Source organism: Achromobacter semiaridum (assembly GCF_053543755.1).
Genome location: NZ_JBLVOL010000050.1, coordinates 15,481 through 31,062, shown reverse-complemented (window position 1 = coordinate 31,062; position 15,582 = coordinate 15,481). Strand labels below are relative to the sequence as shown.

The 15,582-nt window shown below is 66.5% G+C and carries 18 protein-coding genes; 12 read left to right on the top strand and 6 right to left on the bottom strand.

Going from position 1 to position 15,582, the window contains the following annotated elements:
- Window positions 1–16 precede the first annotated feature (16 nt).
- Window positions 17–445: a universal stress protein gene (locus ACNPP0_RS15315; protein ID WP_332611394.1), complete on the top strand. Its 429-nt coding sequence runs from the start codon at window positions 17–19 to the stop codon at window positions 443–445.
- A gap of 49 nt (window positions 446–494) precedes the next feature.
- Here the strand turns inward: ACNPP0_RS15315 and ACNPP0_RS15310 are convergent, their stop codons facing one another.
- From ACNPP0_RS15310 to ACNPP0_RS15300, 3 genes are read right to left on the bottom strand one after another with little or no spacing between them, the layout of a single operon-like run.
- A complete protein-coding gene (locus ACNPP0_RS15310; RefSeq protein WP_448706358.1) occupies window positions 495–1,886 on the bottom strand; it encodes a sensor histidine kinase in 1,392 nt (463 codons plus the stop codon).
- Window positions 1,883–2,545 carry a response regulator transcription factor gene (locus tag ACNPP0_RS15305; RefSeq protein ID WP_448706357.1) on the bottom strand — a complete coding sequence of 221 codons (663 nt, stop codon included), beginning with the start codon at window positions 2,543–2,545 and terminating at the stop codon, window positions 1,883–1,885. Before ACNPP0_RS15305 ends, ACNPP0_RS15310 begins: the two co-directional genes overlap by 4 nt.
- Window positions 2,545–2,907: a PepSY domain-containing protein gene (locus ACNPP0_RS15300; protein ID WP_448706356.1), complete on the bottom strand. Its 363-nt coding sequence runs from the start codon at window positions 2,905–2,907 to the stop codon at window positions 2,545–2,547. Before ACNPP0_RS15300 ends, ACNPP0_RS15305 begins: the two co-directional genes overlap by 1 nt.
- A 219-nt stretch (window positions 2,908–3,126) precedes the next feature.
- Between ACNPP0_RS15300 and ACNPP0_RS15295 the strand changes: the two genes are divergently transcribed.
- The 6 genes from ACNPP0_RS15295 to ACNPP0_RS15270 all read left to right on the top strand — a co-directional run bounded on the left by ACNPP0_RS15295 (window position 3,127) and on the right by ACNPP0_RS15270 (window position 9,351).
- Window positions 3,127–3,465: a PepSY domain-containing protein gene (locus tag ACNPP0_RS15295; protein WP_448706355.1), complete on the top strand. Its 339-nt coding sequence runs from the start codon at window positions 3,127–3,129 to the stop codon at window positions 3,463–3,465.
- A gap of 62 nt (window positions 3,466–3,527) precedes the next feature.
- Complete coding sequence (locus ACNPP0_RS15290; protein WP_448706354.1) at window positions 3,528–4,871, top strand: PQQ-dependent sugar dehydrogenase; 1,344 nt, start codon at window positions 3,528–3,530, stop codon at window positions 4,869–4,871.
- Window positions 4,872–5,042: 171 nt separating this feature from the next.
- Window positions 5,043–5,492: an azurin gene (gene azu / locus ACNPP0_RS15285; RefSeq protein ID WP_332611449.1), complete on the top strand. Its 450-nt coding sequence runs from the start codon at window positions 5,043–5,045 to the stop codon at window positions 5,490–5,492.
- 123 nt (window positions 5,493–5,615) lie between these two features.
- Complete coding sequence (locus ACNPP0_RS15280) at window positions 5,616–6,320, top strand: SDR family oxidoreductase (RefSeq protein WP_332611388.1); 705 nt, start codon at window positions 5,616–5,618, stop codon at window positions 6,318–6,320.
- A 107-nt stretch (window positions 6,321–6,427) separates the two neighbouring features.
- Window positions 6,428–7,942, top strand: coding sequence for a DUF1800 domain-containing protein (locus ACNPP0_RS15275; RefSeq protein ID WP_448706353.1), 1,515 nt, complete (start codon window positions 6,428–6,430; stop codon window positions 7,940–7,942).
- Window positions 7,939–9,351 (top strand): DUF1501 domain-containing protein, encoded by a 1,413-nt coding sequence (locus ACNPP0_RS15270; RefSeq protein WP_448706352.1) that lies wholly within the window; start codon window positions 7,939–7,941, stop codon window positions 9,349–9,351. The genes ACNPP0_RS15275 and ACNPP0_RS15270 overlap by 4 nt, the downstream gene beginning before the upstream one ends.
- A gap of 6 nt (window positions 9,352–9,357) precedes the next feature.
- On the opposite strand, the gene ACNPP0_RS15265 is transcribed toward ACNPP0_RS15270, so the two are convergent.
- Window positions 9,358–10,326 (bottom strand): Bug family tripartite tricarboxylate transporter substrate binding protein, encoded by a 969-nt coding sequence (locus ACNPP0_RS15265; protein ID WP_448706351.1) that lies wholly within the window; start codon window positions 10,324–10,326, stop codon window positions 9,358–9,360.
- 143 nt (window positions 10,327–10,469) lie between these two features.
- The gene (locus ACNPP0_RS15260) at window positions 10,470–11,591 is read right to left on the bottom strand and encodes a 4-oxalomesaconate tautomerase (RefSeq protein WP_448706350.1); all 1,122 of its coding nucleotides are present in this window, start codon (window positions 11,589–11,591) and stop codon (window positions 10,470–10,472) included.
- A 61-nt stretch (window positions 11,592–11,652) separates the two neighbouring features.
- Here ACNPP0_RS15260 and ACNPP0_RS15255 point away from each other — a divergent pair, with 61 nt between their 5' ends.
- The 5 genes from ACNPP0_RS15255 (at window position 11,653) to ACNPP0_RS15235 (ending at window position 14,923) form a co-directional block, all read left to right on the top strand.
- On the top strand, window positions 11,653–12,579 hold the full coding sequence (locus ACNPP0_RS15255; protein ID WP_332611382.1) for a LysR family transcriptional regulator: 927 nt from the start codon (window positions 11,653–11,655) through the stop codon (window positions 12,577–12,579).
- Between the two features lie 17 nt (window positions 12,580–12,596).
- Window positions 12,597–13,082, top strand: a complete 486-nt coding sequence (locus ACNPP0_RS15250) for a GNAT family N-acetyltransferase (RefSeq protein ID WP_332611381.1) — start codon at window positions 12,597–12,599, stop codon at window positions 13,080–13,082.
- Between the two features lie 112 nt (window positions 13,083–13,194).
- The gene (locus ACNPP0_RS15245) at window positions 13,195–13,563 is read left to right on the top strand and encodes a COG4315 family predicted lipoprotein (protein ID WP_332611380.1); all 369 of its coding nucleotides are present in this window, start codon (window positions 13,195–13,197) and stop codon (window positions 13,561–13,563) included.
- Window positions 13,564–13,593: 30 nt separating this feature from the next.
- The gene (locus tag ACNPP0_RS15240; RefSeq protein WP_332611379.1) at window positions 13,594–14,106 is read left to right on the top strand and encodes an RNA polymerase sigma factor; all 513 of its coding nucleotides are present in this window, start codon (window positions 13,594–13,596) and stop codon (window positions 14,104–14,106) included.
- Between the two features lies 1 nt (window position 14,107).
- Window positions 14,108–14,923, top strand: coding sequence for an anti-sigma factor family protein (locus ACNPP0_RS15235; RefSeq protein ID WP_332611377.1), 816 nt, complete (start codon window positions 14,108–14,110; stop codon window positions 14,921–14,923).
- Here the strand turns inward: ACNPP0_RS15235 and ACNPP0_RS15230 are convergent.
- Window positions 14,920–15,582 (bottom strand): GntR family transcriptional regulator (locus ACNPP0_RS15230; protein ID WP_448706349.1); only part of this gene is annotated, 663 nt, incomplete at its 5' end. The genes ACNPP0_RS15235 and ACNPP0_RS15230 overlap by 4 nt on opposite strands.

Genomic DNA, 15,582 nt, shown 5'->3' with positions numbered 1-15,582 from the left:
GCACACAGGAGCAATCATGTTGAACATCCTTGTCCCGGTCGACGGCTCCGACAATGCCAACCGCGCAGTGCTGTACGCCCGTCAATTGGCCGAAGGCGCGCCGTCCGCGCGCATCCATCTGCTCAACGTCCAGACGCCCACGCATGGCCGCGCCGGCGTGTCGCGCCTGATCACGCAAGACATGATCGACGAGTTCTACGCCCGCGAAGGCCAGCAAGCCACGCGCGATGCGCGGCAGTTGCTGGACGCAACGGGTACGGATCATGCCAGCCAGGTGCTGTTCGGCCACCCCGCCACCGAAATCGCCGGCTACGCCCGCGACCAGCATTGCGCCCGCATCGTGATGGGCACGCGGGGCCACGGTACGCTCGTCAACATCCTGGTGGGCTCGGTCGCCAATCAGGTGCTGCAACTGGCGGATGTGCCCGTCACCCTGGTGAAGTAAACCTTCGGCGGCGATAGCGGCTGCGATAGCGGCTGCGATACGCCGCGGTTCAAGCGGCGGGCAGCCACAACGACACGCGCAAGCCACCCAATGGCGAGCGCCCCGCCCGCACCTCGCCGCCGTAGGTGCCGGCAAGATCGCGCACGATATCCAACCCCAGGCCCGAGCCGGGGCGTTGCTCGTCCATGCGCACACCGCGCAGGAAAATCCGTTCGCGCGCTTCGTCGTCAATGCCGGGGCCGTCGTCATCGATGTGCATCAGCAAGCGCCCCACATCCGCGGGTTCGGCGGCCACCCGGACCTGGCTACGCGCCCATTTGCAGGCGTTGTCCAGCAGATTGCCCAGCATCTCCTGCAAGTCCTGCGCTTCGCCTCGAAAGCGCAACGTGTCCGGCAAGCCGTTCATATCGATGTGCAGATCGCGCTGTGCATACAAGCGCTGCATGACGCGCACGATGCCTTCAGTGGCCTCGCGCACCGGCGCGCGGCCGTCGGCGGCGCCGGAGGACGCGGCGGCGCGAGCCCGCGCCAGGTGGTGGTCGATCTGGCGGTTGGCCATGGCCACCTGCTCGTTCACCAGCGATGCCGGTACGTTGGGCTGGCTGGCGGCACCGTTGGCCAGGATGGTCAGCGGCGTTTTGACCGCGTGCGCCAGATTGCCCGCCTGCGTGCGCGCGCGTTGGACGATATCGGCGTTCATCGCCAACACGTTGTTGAAGTCGTCCACCAGCGGTTGGATTTCGCTGGGGAAGCGGCCCTCGATGCGGCTGTTGCCGCCATGCTGCGCGGCCAATTGCCTACGCAACCTCGCCAAGGGCCGCAGCCCGACGACAACCTGGACCACGGCCGCCAAGGTCAAACCCGCCGCCAGCGCGCCCAAGGCGATGGCAAGCATGTGATTGAAGCGGCCGATGGGTTCGGCCAGCACGCGCCGGTCGGCGGCCACGACCAGCCGCCACGGCGCGACGTCTTCCTCGGCGGGCCTGACGGTGCGCGCCAACGCCGTCAAGCCGCGCCCCGCCGGCCCCGGCGTTTCGTAGGTCTGGTCGCCGGCCTGGGCCGCGTGGCGCGCGGACGGCGCCGGTGCAGCCAGCGTCTGATCCCATAGCGACCGTGATCGCGCGACGCCGATCGCCGCCGGACGCTCGCCGTCAGCCAGTTGGTCGACCTGCCAGTACAAGCCCGACAACGGTTGCTCCAGGCGGGGGGCGCTCAGCGGCGGGGCCACCACCGGCCGGCCGTCGGCCCCCAGGTTGACGGCGGCGGTGAGCTGATTCAGGTGCAGGGCCAATTCGGCCTGGAACTGCTGCGTGACGTGCTGGCGAAACAGGCTGGCCAGCCCCCAACCCGCCAGCGCGACCGACACCAGGATCCAGGCCAGCGTGCCCGCCAGCAAGCGCAACCGCAGCGAACCCGGCATGCCCGCGCGCAACCGCTTCATTGCGCCGCCGCCAAGCGATAACCCAGGCCGCGCACCGTTTCAATGGTGTCAAGCGGCAGTTTCTTGCGCAGACGGCCGATGAAGACCTCGATGGTGTTGGAGTCACGGTCGAAGTCCTGCGCGTAGATGTGTTCAATCAATTCAGTGCGCGACACGACCTCGCCCGCGCGCTGCATCAGCACCGACAGCACTTTGAATTCGTGGCTGGTCAGTGACAGGGCCTGCCCGTTGACCGTGGCCCTGGCCTGGCGCGTGTCCAGCATCAGTGGGCCGCAGCGCCACTGCGCGCTGGCATGCGCGGTACTGCGGCGCAACAGCGCGCGCACACGCGCCAGCAGTTCTTCCATGTGAAAGGGCTTGGTCAGGTAATCGTCCGCGCCCGCGTCGATGCCCGCCACCTTTTCGTGCCAGTTGTCGCGCGCGGTCAGGATCAGCACCGGCATGTTGCGCTGTGCGGCGCGCCATTGCTTCAGTACGGTAAGCCCGTCCATGACCGGCAGGCCCAGGTCCAGCACCACGGCATCGAATGCTTCGACGTCGCCCAGGTAGCGCGCGGATTCGCCGTCCGTGGCGTTATCCACCGTGTAGCCCGCCGCCTGCAGCGCGGCGGTCAGTTGCGCTGCCAGCGTCGGCTCGTCTTCCACTACCAGTATGCGCATCAGTCCTTGCCCTTGAATTTGATATCGCGGCCCTTGACGGCCAGCAGCGTGCCGTCGCGCGCATCGATCTTCAGTTTCAGGATGCCGCCGCCGCTTTGCAGGACGCGAATTTCGTAGATGAATTCGTCGTCGTCTTCTTCGAATTCCACCTTGACCACCTGGCCGGGGAAATCACGTTCGACGATATCCAGCACGGCGCCCAGGGGCAGCACCTTGCCCGCCTCCAGCGCAAGACGCGCGCGTTCGTGGTCGCTTTCATCGGCCACGCCACTGACGGGGCCGGCGATCAGCGCCAACGCCAATACGCCGCCCGACAACAGGATGCCGCCGCGTCCGCGCTTGAAAAATGGGAATTGCCGCAATGCCGGACCTTTGGGTAGAAGAAGAAACCGACCGTCGGTTATACCGTGGCGGGGATGAACCCCAGATGAACGACGGCTTCAGAAAAGGTTCATGGGCCAAACCGAATAATGGGCACAGGGTCTACACAACGACCTCGTTTTGTCCGGTTCTGTTCCATCACTTTCTGTTCCATCACTATCTGTTCCATTACCTTTCGTTCGCCCTAGGAGTGACTCATCATGACGCGTATTCAAAAAACCCTGGCAGCCTTGGCCGTAAGCGCATCCGCCCTGGTGGCGGGCGGCGCGGCGCAAGCGCAACCTGCACAGCCCGCCGCGCAAACCCCGGCACAGGCCGGGCCCCAAGCGCCGGCTACCGCCACCCCCGCCGCCCCGATGCTGACGATACGCCAGGTGTACGACAAGATGGAAGCCTCGGGTTACCGCAACATCTCCGAAATCGAGCGCTCCAGCAAGCACGGCTACGAGGTCAAGGCGTACGACCCGCAGGGCCAACGCGTGAAGCTGTACGTCGATCCGCAATCGGGCGCCGTCACGCGCAGCCGCTTCGATGATTGATTGAAGAGGCTCCGCCGAACCCTGGGTATGATGATGCGAATCCACTGGCTTGGAGTCGCATCATGCCCACCCCGCGTACCGCGCGCCCCTTGGCGAAGGCCTGCCTGACGATCGGCGCGGCGGCCGCGCTGGCCTTCCTGGCCTCCTGCGGTGAAATGGCCACCCTGCCCGTTGAATCCGGCATGGGTCCCCGCCCCACGCTGCCCGCGCCCAACACCACCCTGATCCCCACCGTCAACACCGCAAAGGCCGTCGGCTGGTCCGACGGCGCGCAGCCCGTGGCCGCCGCCGGTCTGGCCGTCAACGCGTACGCCGGCGGCCTGGACCATCCGCGCTGGCTTTACGTGCTGCCCAACGGCGACGTGCTGGTCGCGGAAACCAACGCGCCACCCAAGCCCGAAGGCGCGGGCGGCGGCCTCAAGGAATGGGCGGCGGGCGTCGTCATGAAGCGCGCCGGCGCCAAGACACCCAGCGCCAATCGCATCACCCTGCTGCGCGATGCCGACCACGACGGCGTGGCGGAAACGCAAAGCGTGCTGTTGCAAAACCTGAACTCGCCTTTCGGCATGGCGCTGGTCGGCAACCAGCTCTACGTGGCCAATGCCGACGCCGTGCTGCGCTTTCCGTACCAGCTGGGCCAGACGCGGATCCAGGCCCCCGGCGTGCACGTCACCGACCTGCCCGCCGGCATCAACCACCACTGGACCAAAAACCTGATTGCCAACGCGGACGGCAGCAAGCTGTACGTGTCTGTCGGGTCCAACAGCAATGTGGCGGAAAACGGCATGGACATCGAAGAAGGCCGCGCCGCCATCTGGGAAATCGATGTGGCCAGCGGCAACAAGCGGCTCTACGCCACGGGCCTGCGCAACCCGGTCGGCATGGCCTGGGCGCCCGATGGCAAGACGCTGTGGACGGCCGTGAACGAGCGCGACGAGCTGGGCAGCGACCTGGTTCCCGATTACATGACGTCGGTCAAAGACGGCGGCTTCTATGGTTGGCCCTACAGCTATTACGGGCAGCACGTGGACACCCGCGTCACGCCGCCGCGTCCGGACCTGGTGGCGCGCGCCATCGTGCCCGACTATGCGTTGGGCCCGCACACCGCCTCGCTGGGGCTGGCCTGGTCCGGCGCCACGCGGCTGCCCGCGCCCTACGCCGGCGGCATGTTCGTGGGCCAGCATGGTTCCTGGAACCGCGACCCGCGCAGTGGCTACAAAGTCATCTTCGTGCCCTTTGAAAACAACGCGCCCAACGGTCCGGCACGCGATGTGCTGACCGGGTTCCTGAACAAGGACGGCCAGGCGCAAGGGCGCCCGGTAGGCGTCGCCATCGATGGTCAAGGCGACTTGCTGGTGGCCGACGACGTGGGCAATGTGATCTGGCGCGTCAGCCCCAAGCCATAACGGGCACGCTTTCACGCGCCTCAATCGCCTTGGCTTGCGCTGCATCAAGCCCGCTCATGCGGGCGTTGGCATTCTGGCCGGTAGCGGGGTCAGAATGTCGTGAAACCGGTCCATCGCGCGCAAGCGCGGGCCGGAAATCCGCTTGTTGCGAAACGTTGGAGGCAAGAAATGATGTTCAAGAAACTTTGCGTGGCCGCGATCCTGGCTGCCGCATCCGCCCCGGTCCTGGCTGCTGAATGCTCGGTGGATATCGCCGGCAATGACCAGATGCAGTTCGACAAGAAGGAAATCACGGTCAGCAAGAGCTGCAAGCAGTTCACCGTGAACCTCAAGCACCCGGGCAACCTGGCCAAGAACGTCATGGGCCACAACTGGGTGCTGACCACCTCCGCCGACATGCAGGGCGCCGTCAACGACGGCATGGCCGCCGGCCTGGACAACGACTACGTCAAGAAGGGCGACGCGCGCGTCATCGCCCACACCAAGGTCATCGGCGGCGGGCAGTCCGATTCCGTCACCTTCGATGTCAGCAAGCTGGCCGCCGGCACCGACTACACCTACTTCTGCTCTTTCCCCGGCCACTTCGCGCTGATGAAGGGCACCTTGAAGCTGGTCGACTGATCCGTCTTGCGCCCTTGACGACACGGGCTGCCGCTCCGATTTTTTCGGGGCGGCAGCCCGTTTCCATTGGGTGCGTTCCCCCTACAATGGCCGCTTTCTCGTACACACCGACAGGGAGCAGGCATGAGCACGGAAAAAGTAGCGATCGTGACGGCGGGCGGCAGTGGCATGGGCGCTGCGGCAGCGCGCAAATTGGCGGCCGACGGCTACCGCGTCGCGATCTTGTCGTCGTCCGGCAAGGGCGAATCCCTGGCGGGTGAACTGGGCGGGCTGGGCGTGACCGGCTCGAACCGCTCGCCCGAAGATTTGGCCCGGCTGGTGGAAACCACGCTGCAAAAATGGGGCCGAGTCGATGCGGTGGTCAACAGCGCGGGCCACGGCCCCAAAGGCGCGCTTCTGTCCATCAGCGACGAAGACTGGCACCTGGGCATGGAGTACTACCTGCTCAACGTCGTGCGCATCGTGCGCCTGGTGGCGCCGGTGATGAAGCAGCAGAAGTCGGGCGCCATCGTCAATATCTCTACGTACGCCACGTTCGAACCGGAAGCGCTGTTCCCCACCTCCGGCGTGTTCCGCGCCGGCCTGGCCGCGTTCACCAAAGTGTTTTCCGACGAATACGCCGAACACAATGTGCGCATGAACAACGTGCTGCCCGGCTTTATCGACAGCCTGCCCGAAAAGGAAGACCGCCGCGCGCGCATCCCCATGGGCCGCTACGGCACCGCCGAGGAAGTGGCGGACCTGATCGCCTTCCTGGCGTCTGACGCGTCGTCCTACATCACCGGCCAGAACATCCGCATCGACGGCGGCATCACGCGCTCGGTCTGACCCCCCGGGCTCATGCTTAAGGATTAATCCTCTCGTCCGAATGACGGTATTGAAGCGCGCCGCGCGGTTCAGTACCGTAGTTTTTCGCATTCGACGAGAGGCTTGCGATGACAGTTACCCCCGGCCAGGCCTCGCGCTTTCTGGCGCAGGCCACGTTCGGGCCCACCCCCGCCCTGATCGACGCCGTGGTGCGCGACGGCTACGCCGCGTGGCTGGACGCGCAGTTGGCGATGCCGCCGTCCCAAACGCATTTCGACTGGCTGCTACAGCAGAAAAAAAACACCGAGGCGTTCAAGGGCAACGGCATCAACGCGCCGCTGGAATCCACGCTATGGCGCAAGTTCATCAGCGCGGAAGACCAGGTGCGCACGCGCATGGCGTTCGCGTTGTCGGAAATATTCGTGGTGGGCGTGCAGTCCATTACGGCCTCGTGGCCGCTGTTCGGCGCGGCTGGCTTCATGGACCTGCTGGCCCAGCACGCGCTGGGCAGCTACCAGGCGCTGCTGACCGCCGTGACCAAGAACCTGTCGATGGGCTGCATGCTGACCTATCGCGGCAACCGCAAGGAAGACCCCAAGACCGGCCGCCATCCCGACGAGAACTACGCGCGCGAGGTCATGCAGTTGTTCAGCATCGGCCTGCTGGAATTGGAACCCGACGGCACCGTCAGGAAAGTGAATGGCGCGCCGGTCGAAACCTATACCAACGCCGACGTGCAGGGGTTGGCGCGCGTGTTCACCGGCTGGGACATCAACGGCCCCGAGACCGACGTGGAATTTCATCGTCGCCCCATGGCGCTGAACAACGCGCTGCATTCGATGGCCGAAAAGCGCTTCCTGGGCACGGTGATTCCAGCCGGCACCGACGGGCATCTGTCCCTGACGCGCGCCATGGACGCGATTTGCGCGCATCCGAACGTGGGCCCCTTCATCGGCATGCAACTGATACAGCGGCTGGTCACCAGCAACCCCAGCCCGGCTTATGTGCGGCGCGTATCGGCCGTGTTTGCCGACGATGGCAGCGGCGCGCGCGGCAACCTCAAGGCGGTGCTGCGCGCCATCTTGCTGGACCCGGAAGCGCGCAACCCCGATCTTGCGGACCCCGGCTGGGGCAAGGTGCGCGAGCCCATCCTGCGCTTTTCGGGCTGGGCGCGCGCGTTCGGCGCCACGTCGACCAACGGCGCGTGGGCCATGCCGGACACCACCGACAACACGATACGGCTGGCGCAAAGCCCGATGCGGTCGGCCACCGTCTTCAACTTTTTTCGGCCGCGTTATACGCCGCCCGTCACCGAGTTGGCCCGCCGGCATCTGGTTGCGCCCGAACTACAGATCACGGATGAGACCAGCATTGCCGGCTACCTGAATTTTCTGGCCGTCTACGCCGATCGCGGCTGGGAAGATTTGCAGACGGCCTACACGCCGGAAATTGCCTTGGCGCGCGACCCCGACGCGCTGGTGGCGCGCGTGGTGTTGCTGCTGGCGGGCGACGCCTTCAGCGCCACGACGGCCAGCGCCATCGCCCAGGCGGTGGCCACCCTGCCCGCCCACCGGCCGCGCGACCGCGTGCGCGCCGCGATCATGCTGGTGGCCGCCAGCCCCGAATACCTGGTGCAAAAATGAATAAAAGCCACGATGCCGACCGCCGCGCGTTCCTGCTTCGCGCGTGCGCGCTGGGCGCGACGGGCGCCGCCGCGCCGCTGGCATTGAACCTGGCGGCCCTGGGTGCGGCGGCGGCGCAATCCTTGCCGGGGCCATCGGCATCCGGGCCGGCATCAGCGTCGCCGTCTTCCTACAAAGCACTGGTCTGCGTCTTCCTGTACGGCGGCAACGACCCCTACAACACGATCGTTCCCTTTGACTCGCCTGCCTATCGCGCCTACGCCGCCGCGCGCGGCGACATCGCCTTGCCGCGCGACGCGCTGCACGCCACGGTCTTGCGTGGCAAGGCCGCCGCTGCGGGGGGCGCGCAATTCGCGCTGGCGCCGGCGCTGGCACCCTTGGCTCCGATTTACGAAAACGGGCAGCTTGCCGTGTTGTTGAACGTCGGCCCCCTTGTAGCCCCCACGACCAAGTCCGAATACATCAGCGCCCGCGTGCCCTTGCCGCCCAAGCTGTTTTCGCATAACGACCAGCAGGCCTACTGGCAGGCACTTGCGCCCGAGGGGGCATCGTCGGGCTGGGGGGGCCGGCTGACCGACCTGTTCGCAAGCGCCAACGCCCAGCGCACGTTCACCGGCATCACGGCGGGCGGCAGCACGGTGCTGCTGGCCGGGCGCAAGGTGGCGGGTTATCGGGTGGGCATCAACGGGTCCACCTCCATCGATCTGCTGCACCGCGATATGTACGGGTCCAGCGCTTGCACCGCGCTGCTCCGCCAGCTGATCACACAGCCACGCGAACATTTGATGGAACGCGAGCTGTCGCGCATCGCCGCCCAGTCCATCGATGCCGACACGCAACTGCGCGCGGCATTGGCCGACGTCGCGGTGCCGGGTGATTTTGCATCGCCGCTGGCGCAGCAGTTGAAGATCGTGGCCCGCATCATCGGCGCCAGGCAGGCGCTGGGCGCTCGGCGCCAGGTGTTCTTTGTGTCGCAGAACGGCTATGACAATCACACGGGCTTGAACGACACCCACCCCGCGCTGTTGCGCGAGCTGGGTGACGCCATGGCCACGTTCCAGCGGGCCCTGGCCTCGATGGGTGTGGCCCAGAACGTCACCACCTTCACGGCATCGGAATTCGGACGCACGCTGGGGTCCAACGGCAATGGTTCCGACCACGGCTGGGGCGCGCATCACCTGGTCATGGGCGGGGCCGTCAATGGCGGGCGCTTTTATGGGACGCATCCCGAGATCGCCCTGGACGGCCCCGGCTTTGTGGACAACGGCCGTTTGCTGCCCACGTTGGCGGTGGACCAATTGGGCGCGTCGCTGGGCGCATGGTTTGGCGCCGGCCGCGACGACCTGGGCCTGGTGTTCCCGAACTTGAAGAACTTCGACGCGGACCGGCTGATGCTGATGCAGCCGTAACGGTGCTCAGCCCGAGGCCAGCTTGCGCTTGCCCAGCAGCTGTCTCCAACGCGCCGCTTCGCTTTCCACGAACGCCCCCAATTCCGCCGGCGTGCCGCGGCGGACCTCGGCGCCTTGCTCCGCGATTTTCTGCGCCACCGCCGGGTCCGCCAAGGCCTGGTTCAGCGCCTTGTTCAACGTCACCACCACCGACGGCGCCGCCTTGGCGGGCGCAAAGATGGCGTACCACTGCGGCACGTCCACGCCCGTGACACCCGCTTCGGCCAGCGTGGGCAAGTCCGGCAACGCCGCCGAGCGCGTCGACCCGGCCACCGCCAGGGCCTGGATCATGCCCGACTTCAGGTGCGGATACACACTGAACAGGCTGGGGAACATAACCTGCGTGACGCCTCCCAAGGTGTCGGTCAGCGCCGGCGCCGAGCCTTTGTACGGCACGTCCAGCATGGTGATGCCGGTGGCTTGATTGAACAATTCACCGGCGACCGACGGTGCGGTGCCCGGCCCAGCCGATGCGTAGTTCAGACCATCCGGATGCTCATGGCCGTACTTCACCAGCGCCGCCACGTCTTTGACGGGGATGCGCGTGGACACGACCATGATGGTGGGCGAATCGGCCACCATGCCGATCGGCGTGAAGTCCGTGACGGGGTCGTAGTTCAGTTTCTGCATGGCGGGATTGATGCCGTGCGTGCCGATGTAGCCCAGCATCAGCGTGTAGCCGTCAGCCGGCTGACGCGCCACGTAGTCGGACGCAATGGCCCCTTGCGCGCCGGGCTTGTTCACCACGATGACGGTCTGGCCCAGCAGCTCGCCGATCTTCTGCCCCACCACGCGCGCCAGCACGTCGTTGCCGCCCCCCGCCGCGGTGGGGACGACCAGCGTGATGGCACGCTCGGGAAACTCGGCGTGCGCAAACGCACTGAATGCAAACAGCATGGCGGCCGCGCAGGCGGTCTTGACGTGAGGGTGCTTCATGGTTGTCTCCTGATTCAGGGGTCGTCGCGCGGCACTTCTGTGGACAGGCCACGGGTCGCTTCGACGGTAGGGAAAGATCAAGGGTCCGGGGCGGTTTTGCCGTTTTTGTCGGACCGGATTACCCGTTGACTGGTATCAACGGGCTAGGCCATTGCGTGGGATTCCTCCACGCAGACGGGGGCATCGGTGTACTGGCCGGGCACGTACAGCTGCCCTTTCATGATCTTGCGTGCGGTGCGCACCAGGCCCGCCCTGCGCACCACGCCGCTGGCCGGGTCCAGGTCCACATCGATGCTCATCGCGCCCGATGGGTGTTCGATACGCACGCTGCGATAGCCCGCCTGTATCGGCGGCCCGCCACAATCGTGGGCCACCGTGCCGGGCATGAGGAAGGCGCTGGCGACGCCCACCGCGCCCGTGGCGGCATGCGCCCGATGGCAGGCGCGCGGCGTGAAATAGCGCGACTGCAACGCCAGCCCGTCTTTGGAAGGGGACGGCGCCACCAGCACCGGTTTCGGAATGACGCTGTTCGAGACGTCTTCCAGGCCCATCAGCAGGCCGGCTTGCAGCCGGATGCGTTCGATACGCTTGAGCAGGTCGGCGTTGCCGTCCAGCTGCGCGGCGCCTTCGTTGCCGCACAGGCCAAAGTCGGCGGCTTGCATCAGCACCATCGGCATGGCGGCATCGATCAGCGTGACCGCCACGCCGTCCAGGGTGTCCTGCCGCCGCCCCGTGGGAAACAAGCGGCCAGTGACCGCGCCCCAGGCGTCCAGGAAGTTCAGCCGCACGGGCGCCGCCGCCCCGGCCACGCCGTCGATGCGGGCATCGCCTTCGTAAGTCAGGTGGCCGCCCGGGGTTTGCACCACGGCTTCGATGACGGCGCCGGTATTCACGTTGTGCACCCGCACCGACGTAACGCCGTCCCGCGCCTGGACCAGACCTTCCTCGATGGCGAACGGCGCCGCGCCCGACAGCATGTTGCCGCAATTGGGGCGGGTATCCACGCTGGCCTTTTCCACCGATACCTGCGCGAACAGGTAGTCGATATCGCAGTCGGGCCGCGTCGAACGCGACACGATGGCCACCTTGCTGGTCAGCGAGTTGCCGCCGCCCAGGCCGTCGATCTGTAGCGCATGGGGCGAGCCCATGGCCATCAACAGCAGACGGTCGCGCTGCACCGGGTCGGCCGGCAACCAGTCGCTTAGGAAGAAGGGGCCGCGCGACGTGCCGCCGCGCATCAGGACGCAAGGGATGATGGTTTCCATGCAAGCCATTCTGCGCGGGCATGGCTACTATGTGAATTGCAACTTACGGATGGATTAATGCATGGCACGCATCAATTTTGATTTGCAGGAACTACAGGCTTTCGTGGCCGTGGCCGAGCGCGCCAGCTTCCGCGCGGCGGCCGAGGACCTGCACCTGTCACAGCCGGCGCTGAGCCGACGCATCGACAAGCTGGAAGGCATCCTGGGCGCGCGCCTGCTGGAACGCACCACGCGGCGCGTATCCCTGACCCAGGTTGGCCGCGTCTTCCTGGAACGCGCGCGCAGCGCCATCGATGAACTGGAAAGCGCCGTGCTCAGCATCGGCGACCTGGCCGCGCAGCGCGGCGGCCTGGTCACCGTGGCCTGCGTGCCATCGGTGGCGTACTACTTCCTGCCCTCTGTCATTCGCGACTACACCGAACGCTTCCCGCGCATCCGCGTGCGCATCATCGATGAAACCGCCAACACCGTGCTCAACAGCGTGGTGACGGGCCGGGCCGATTTCGGCATCAGTTTTTTTGGCACGCAGGAACCCGATGTGGATTTCAAGGCGGTGCTGCGCGAGGACTTCGTGCTGGCGGTGCGGCGCGACCATCCGCTGGCCAGCCGCCGGGGCGTGTCCTGGGAAGACCTGTCGCAGGAACGCTTCATGACCGTCGCCAAGGAAAGCGGCAACCGCCTGCTGATCGACGATGCGCTGGCCAGAAGCGGCAAGCGCACCGTCAGCGCGTTTGAAGTCAGCCACGTGATGACCTTGCTGGGCCTGGTGGAAGCCGGGCTGGGCGTGGCGGCGGTACCGCAGCTGGCGATGCCGCTGGCCGGCCACGCCACGCTGACCAGCGTCAAGCTGGAGCATCCGCGCGTCACACGCACGCTGGGCCTGATCGCGCGGCGCGGTCGCCCCCTGGCGCCGGCCGCGCAACAGCTATATAACCTGATTCATCAGACCGGCAAGCTGGCCAAACGCAAAACCCCGACCCCGCCCTGAAATCACTCTGAAGCCCCATGAAGTCGTCCCAAGCGCCCCACGCCCCAGTTCATTCCCTGGCCTTGCAGCCGGCCACCGAAGAAGACGTGCCTTTTCTGCTGGCGTTGCGCAAGGCCACCATGCAGGAACACCTTGAACGCGCCGGCGCGCCAACGTCCGACGCAGACCACCTGGCCCGCATCCAGTACCACTTCGACGATGCGCACATCGTCTGGGTGGACGGCCGCCCCGCCGGCCTGTTCAAGCACTACCGCGACCCTGCCGGCTGGCACATCGTGCAGATCCAGATCGCGCCGGACTTCCAGGGCCGTGGCCTGGGTCGTCGCCTGCTGGAAAGCATCCTGGATCAGGCCGATGCGCAAGGGGCGCCCGTGACGCTGAACGTGCTCAAAAGCAATCCCGCCCAGCGGCTGTACACCGCCCTGGGCTTCACCCCCGTCAAGGAGACCGACCTGGAATTTGAAATGCGTTACGACCCCGGCGCGGTCCGGCCGGCCGGCTGACCCTTGCAGACCCGACCGATGCAATTTCTTTTTGCCCGCCTGGAATAAAGCCCCGGCGGCAGGCGTCTGTAGAGGGCAGTCACCCCATCCCCCACATCGTACGAGGCTCAACATGCGCAAACATATCGCCGCCGCCCTGGTTCTTGGATCCGCCGCCCTGTTCACGGCCGGCGCCCACGCCCAAGCCGTCAAGACGCAAGACGGCATTCTGGTCAACAGCGCGGGCATGACGCTCTACACCTTCGACAAAGACAGCGGGGGCAAAAGCGCCTGCAACGACCAGTGCGCCAAAGTCTGGCCGCCCGTCGCCGCGCCCGCCGATGCCAAGCCCATGGGCGATCTGACCGTCATCACCCGCGACGACGGCTCCAAGCAATGGGCGCACAAAGGCAAGCCCGTCTACCTGTACGCCAAAGACACCAAGCCGGGCGACAAGACCGGCGACAACTTCAAGGAAGTCTGGCACGTCATCAAGCCCTGATCCGCGCCTGCCGCCCCTTTACGCTTGACCATGCGCGCCGACGACGAGGCCCTTATCCTGGCCTGCATCCCCAGCTTGCGGCGATACGCTCGCGGGCTGACGGGCGACCCGCACCGGGCCGACGACCTGGTCCAGGACACCTTGGAGCGCGCATGGAGCCGCTTTTCCCGCTGGCAAAAACGCGGCGAGCTTCGGGCCTGGATGTTCGGCATCATGCACAACCACTTCATCGACGGCGTGCGCGCCAGCAACCGGCGGGCGGACCAGACCGCCCCGGGCGAGCTGCCCGATGCCCCCGTGCGCGCCACGCAGACCGACCATCTGGAGGTGCGCGACCTGGACCGCTGCCTGCAAGCCTTGCCCCCCGAGCAGCGCGAAGTGCTGTTGCTGATTTGCGTGGAAGACCTGTCCTACCAGGACACGGCCCAGGTGCTGGACGTGCCCTTGGGCACCGTCATGTCGCGCCTGTCACGCGCCCGTGAAAAACTGGGCGCGTTGATGCAGGGTCGTGACACGGTCAACCGGCTGCATCGCGTGAAATGACATGAACGACAAATCCCTTCATCCGGTTCCGAACACCGGCAGCCCCATCACCGAAGCCGATCTGCATGCCTATGCGGACGGCCAGTTGCCGGCCGCGCGGCATGCCGAAGTCGACGCGTTCCTGGCCACGCATCCGCAGGACCAGACGCGCGTGTCCGACTGGCAGGCGCAGCGCCGCGCGTTGCATGCGCTGCTGGACCCGGTGCTGGATGAACCCCTGCCCTTGCGGCTGCCCTTGAAGGCGCCCGCGCGGCAATTCCCGTGGCGCGCGCTGGCGGCCGGCGGTTTGATCGCCACGGTCAGCGCAGCGGCGGCATGGACCGTGCGCGGCGCCATGGACGCGCAGCGGATGCAAACGGTATTGGCCACCGCCAGCCCGGAACGCGCGGCGGGCGGCTATGCCCAACGCGCCGCCATCGCACACGCGGTGTACGCGCCCGACATGGGCCGCCCCGTTGAAGTGGGCGCCGACAACGAAAAAGGTCTGGTCACCTGGTTGACCAAGCGCATGGGCGCGCCGGTGCGCGCGCCCTCCTTATCGCAGGCGGGTTATGAACTGGTGGGCGGCCGCTTGCTGCCCGGCGGCTCGGGTCCGGTCGCGCAATTCATGTACGGCGCGGCCGATGGGCAGCGCCTGACGCTGTACGTCACGCGCGAAGCCGCGGGCGGGCAGACCGCCTTCCAGTTCACGCAGGAAGGGCCGGTGCGCGTGTTCTATTGGGTGGAGGGCCAGTTTGGCTATGCCCTGTCCGGTGCGGTCAGCCGGGACGAACTGCAACGCGTATCGCAAGAGGTCTACAAGCAGTTGCAGGGTTAGCGGCCGCCTTCGCGCGCTTCATGCAGCATGTGCAGCGTGATCTTGCGCACTTCCGCCTTGCTCATTTCAATATGCGAACGCAGCATGCGCGCGGCCTCGTCGCCACGCCTTGCCAGCACCGCGCGCAGGATCGCCGCGTGTTCGTCGTAGGTGGCATCCACCCGAAAATCCTTGGTGAAATCCAGCCGCCTCACGATGCGGATTTTCTCGGTGACATCGCGGTGTATCTGCGCCATCTCGGGGTTGCCGGCGGCGGCCACTAACGAGCAATGAAAGGCTTCATCCAGCTGCGCCACCAGCCGGCCGTCCAGGATGCGTTGCGGCGGCGGCACCAGCCACACGTCTTTCAACGCGCCCAGGATGCCGGAGTCGTCCATCGGCTCGCGCGCGCACAGCTTGTCCACCGCTGCCTGCTCCAGCACCACGCGCACGTCGTATAGCGCCTCGAAACGTTCGAAATCAAACGGCCGCACCTGCCAGCCGCTGCGCGGGCGCGCCAGCACAAAGCCTTCGCGTTCCAAGCGGGCAAGGCCCAGCCGCACCGGAGTACGGCTGACGCCCAGCCGCGCCACCAGGTCGGCCTCGGTAAAGCGTTCGCCCGGCAGCATGCGAAAGTCGAACAGGTCATCCTTGATGCGTTGGTACACCTGGTCGGCCAG

What these genes read in the sequence shown, in the direction of transcription:
- ACNPP0_RS15315 (WP_332611394.1), top strand. Translation starts at nt 17, where the DNA reads ATGTTGAACATCCTTGTCCCGGTCGACGGCTCCGACAATGCCAACCGC.
- ACNPP0_RS15310 (WP_448706358.1), bottom strand. Translation starts at nt 1,886, where the DNA reads ATGAAGCGGTTGCGCGCGGGCATGCCGGGTTCGCTGCGGTTGCGCTTG.
- ACNPP0_RS15305 (WP_448706357.1), bottom strand. Translation starts at nt 2,545, where the DNA reads ATGCGCATACTGGTAGTGGAAGACGAGCCGACGCTGGCAGCGCAACTG.
- ACNPP0_RS15295 (WP_448706355.1), top strand. Translation starts at nt 3,127, where the DNA reads ATGACGCGTATTCAAAAAACCCTGGCAGCCTTGGCCGTAAGCGCATCC.
- ACNPP0_RS15290 (WP_448706354.1), top strand. Translation starts at nt 3,528, where the DNA reads ATGCCCACCCCGCGTACCGCGCGCCCCTTGGCGAAGGCCTGCCTGACG.
- azu (WP_332611449.1), top strand. Translation starts at nt 5,043, where the DNA reads ATGTTCAAGAAACTTTGCGTGGCCGCGATCCTGGCTGCCGCATCCGCC.
- ACNPP0_RS15280 (WP_332611388.1), top strand. Translation starts at nt 5,616, where the DNA reads ATGAGCACGGAAAAAGTAGCGATCGTGACGGCGGGCGGCAGTGGCATG.
- ACNPP0_RS15275 (WP_448706353.1), top strand. Translation starts at nt 6,428, where the DNA reads ATGACAGTTACCCCCGGCCAGGCCTCGCGCTTTCTGGCGCAGGCCACG.
- ACNPP0_RS15270 (WP_448706352.1), top strand. Translation starts at nt 7,939, where the DNA reads ATGAATAAAAGCCACGATGCCGACCGCCGCGCGTTCCTGCTTCGCGCG.
- ACNPP0_RS15265 (WP_448706351.1), bottom strand. Translation starts at nt 10,326, where the DNA reads ATGAAGCACCCTCACGTCAAGACCGCCTGCGCGGCCGCCATGCTGTTT.
- ACNPP0_RS15260 (WP_448706350.1), bottom strand. Translation starts at nt 11,591, where the DNA reads ATGGAAACCATCATCCCTTGCGTCCTGATGCGCGGCGGCACGTCGCGC.
- ACNPP0_RS15255 (WP_332611382.1), top strand. Translation starts at nt 11,653, where the DNA reads ATGGCACGCATCAATTTTGATTTGCAGGAACTACAGGCTTTCGTGGCC.
- ACNPP0_RS15250 (WP_332611381.1), top strand. Translation starts at nt 12,597, where the DNA reads ATGAAGTCGTCCCAAGCGCCCCACGCCCCAGTTCATTCCCTGGCCTTG.
- ACNPP0_RS15245 (WP_332611380.1), top strand. Translation starts at nt 13,195, where the DNA reads ATGCGCAAACATATCGCCGCCGCCCTGGTTCTTGGATCCGCCGCCCTG.
- ACNPP0_RS15240 (WP_332611379.1), top strand. Translation starts at nt 13,594, where the DNA reads ATGCGCGCCGACGACGAGGCCCTTATCCTGGCCTGCATCCCCAGCTTG.
- ACNPP0_RS15235 (WP_332611377.1), top strand. Translation starts at nt 14,108, where the DNA reads ATGAACGACAAATCCCTTCATCCGGTTCCGAACACCGGCAGCCCCATC.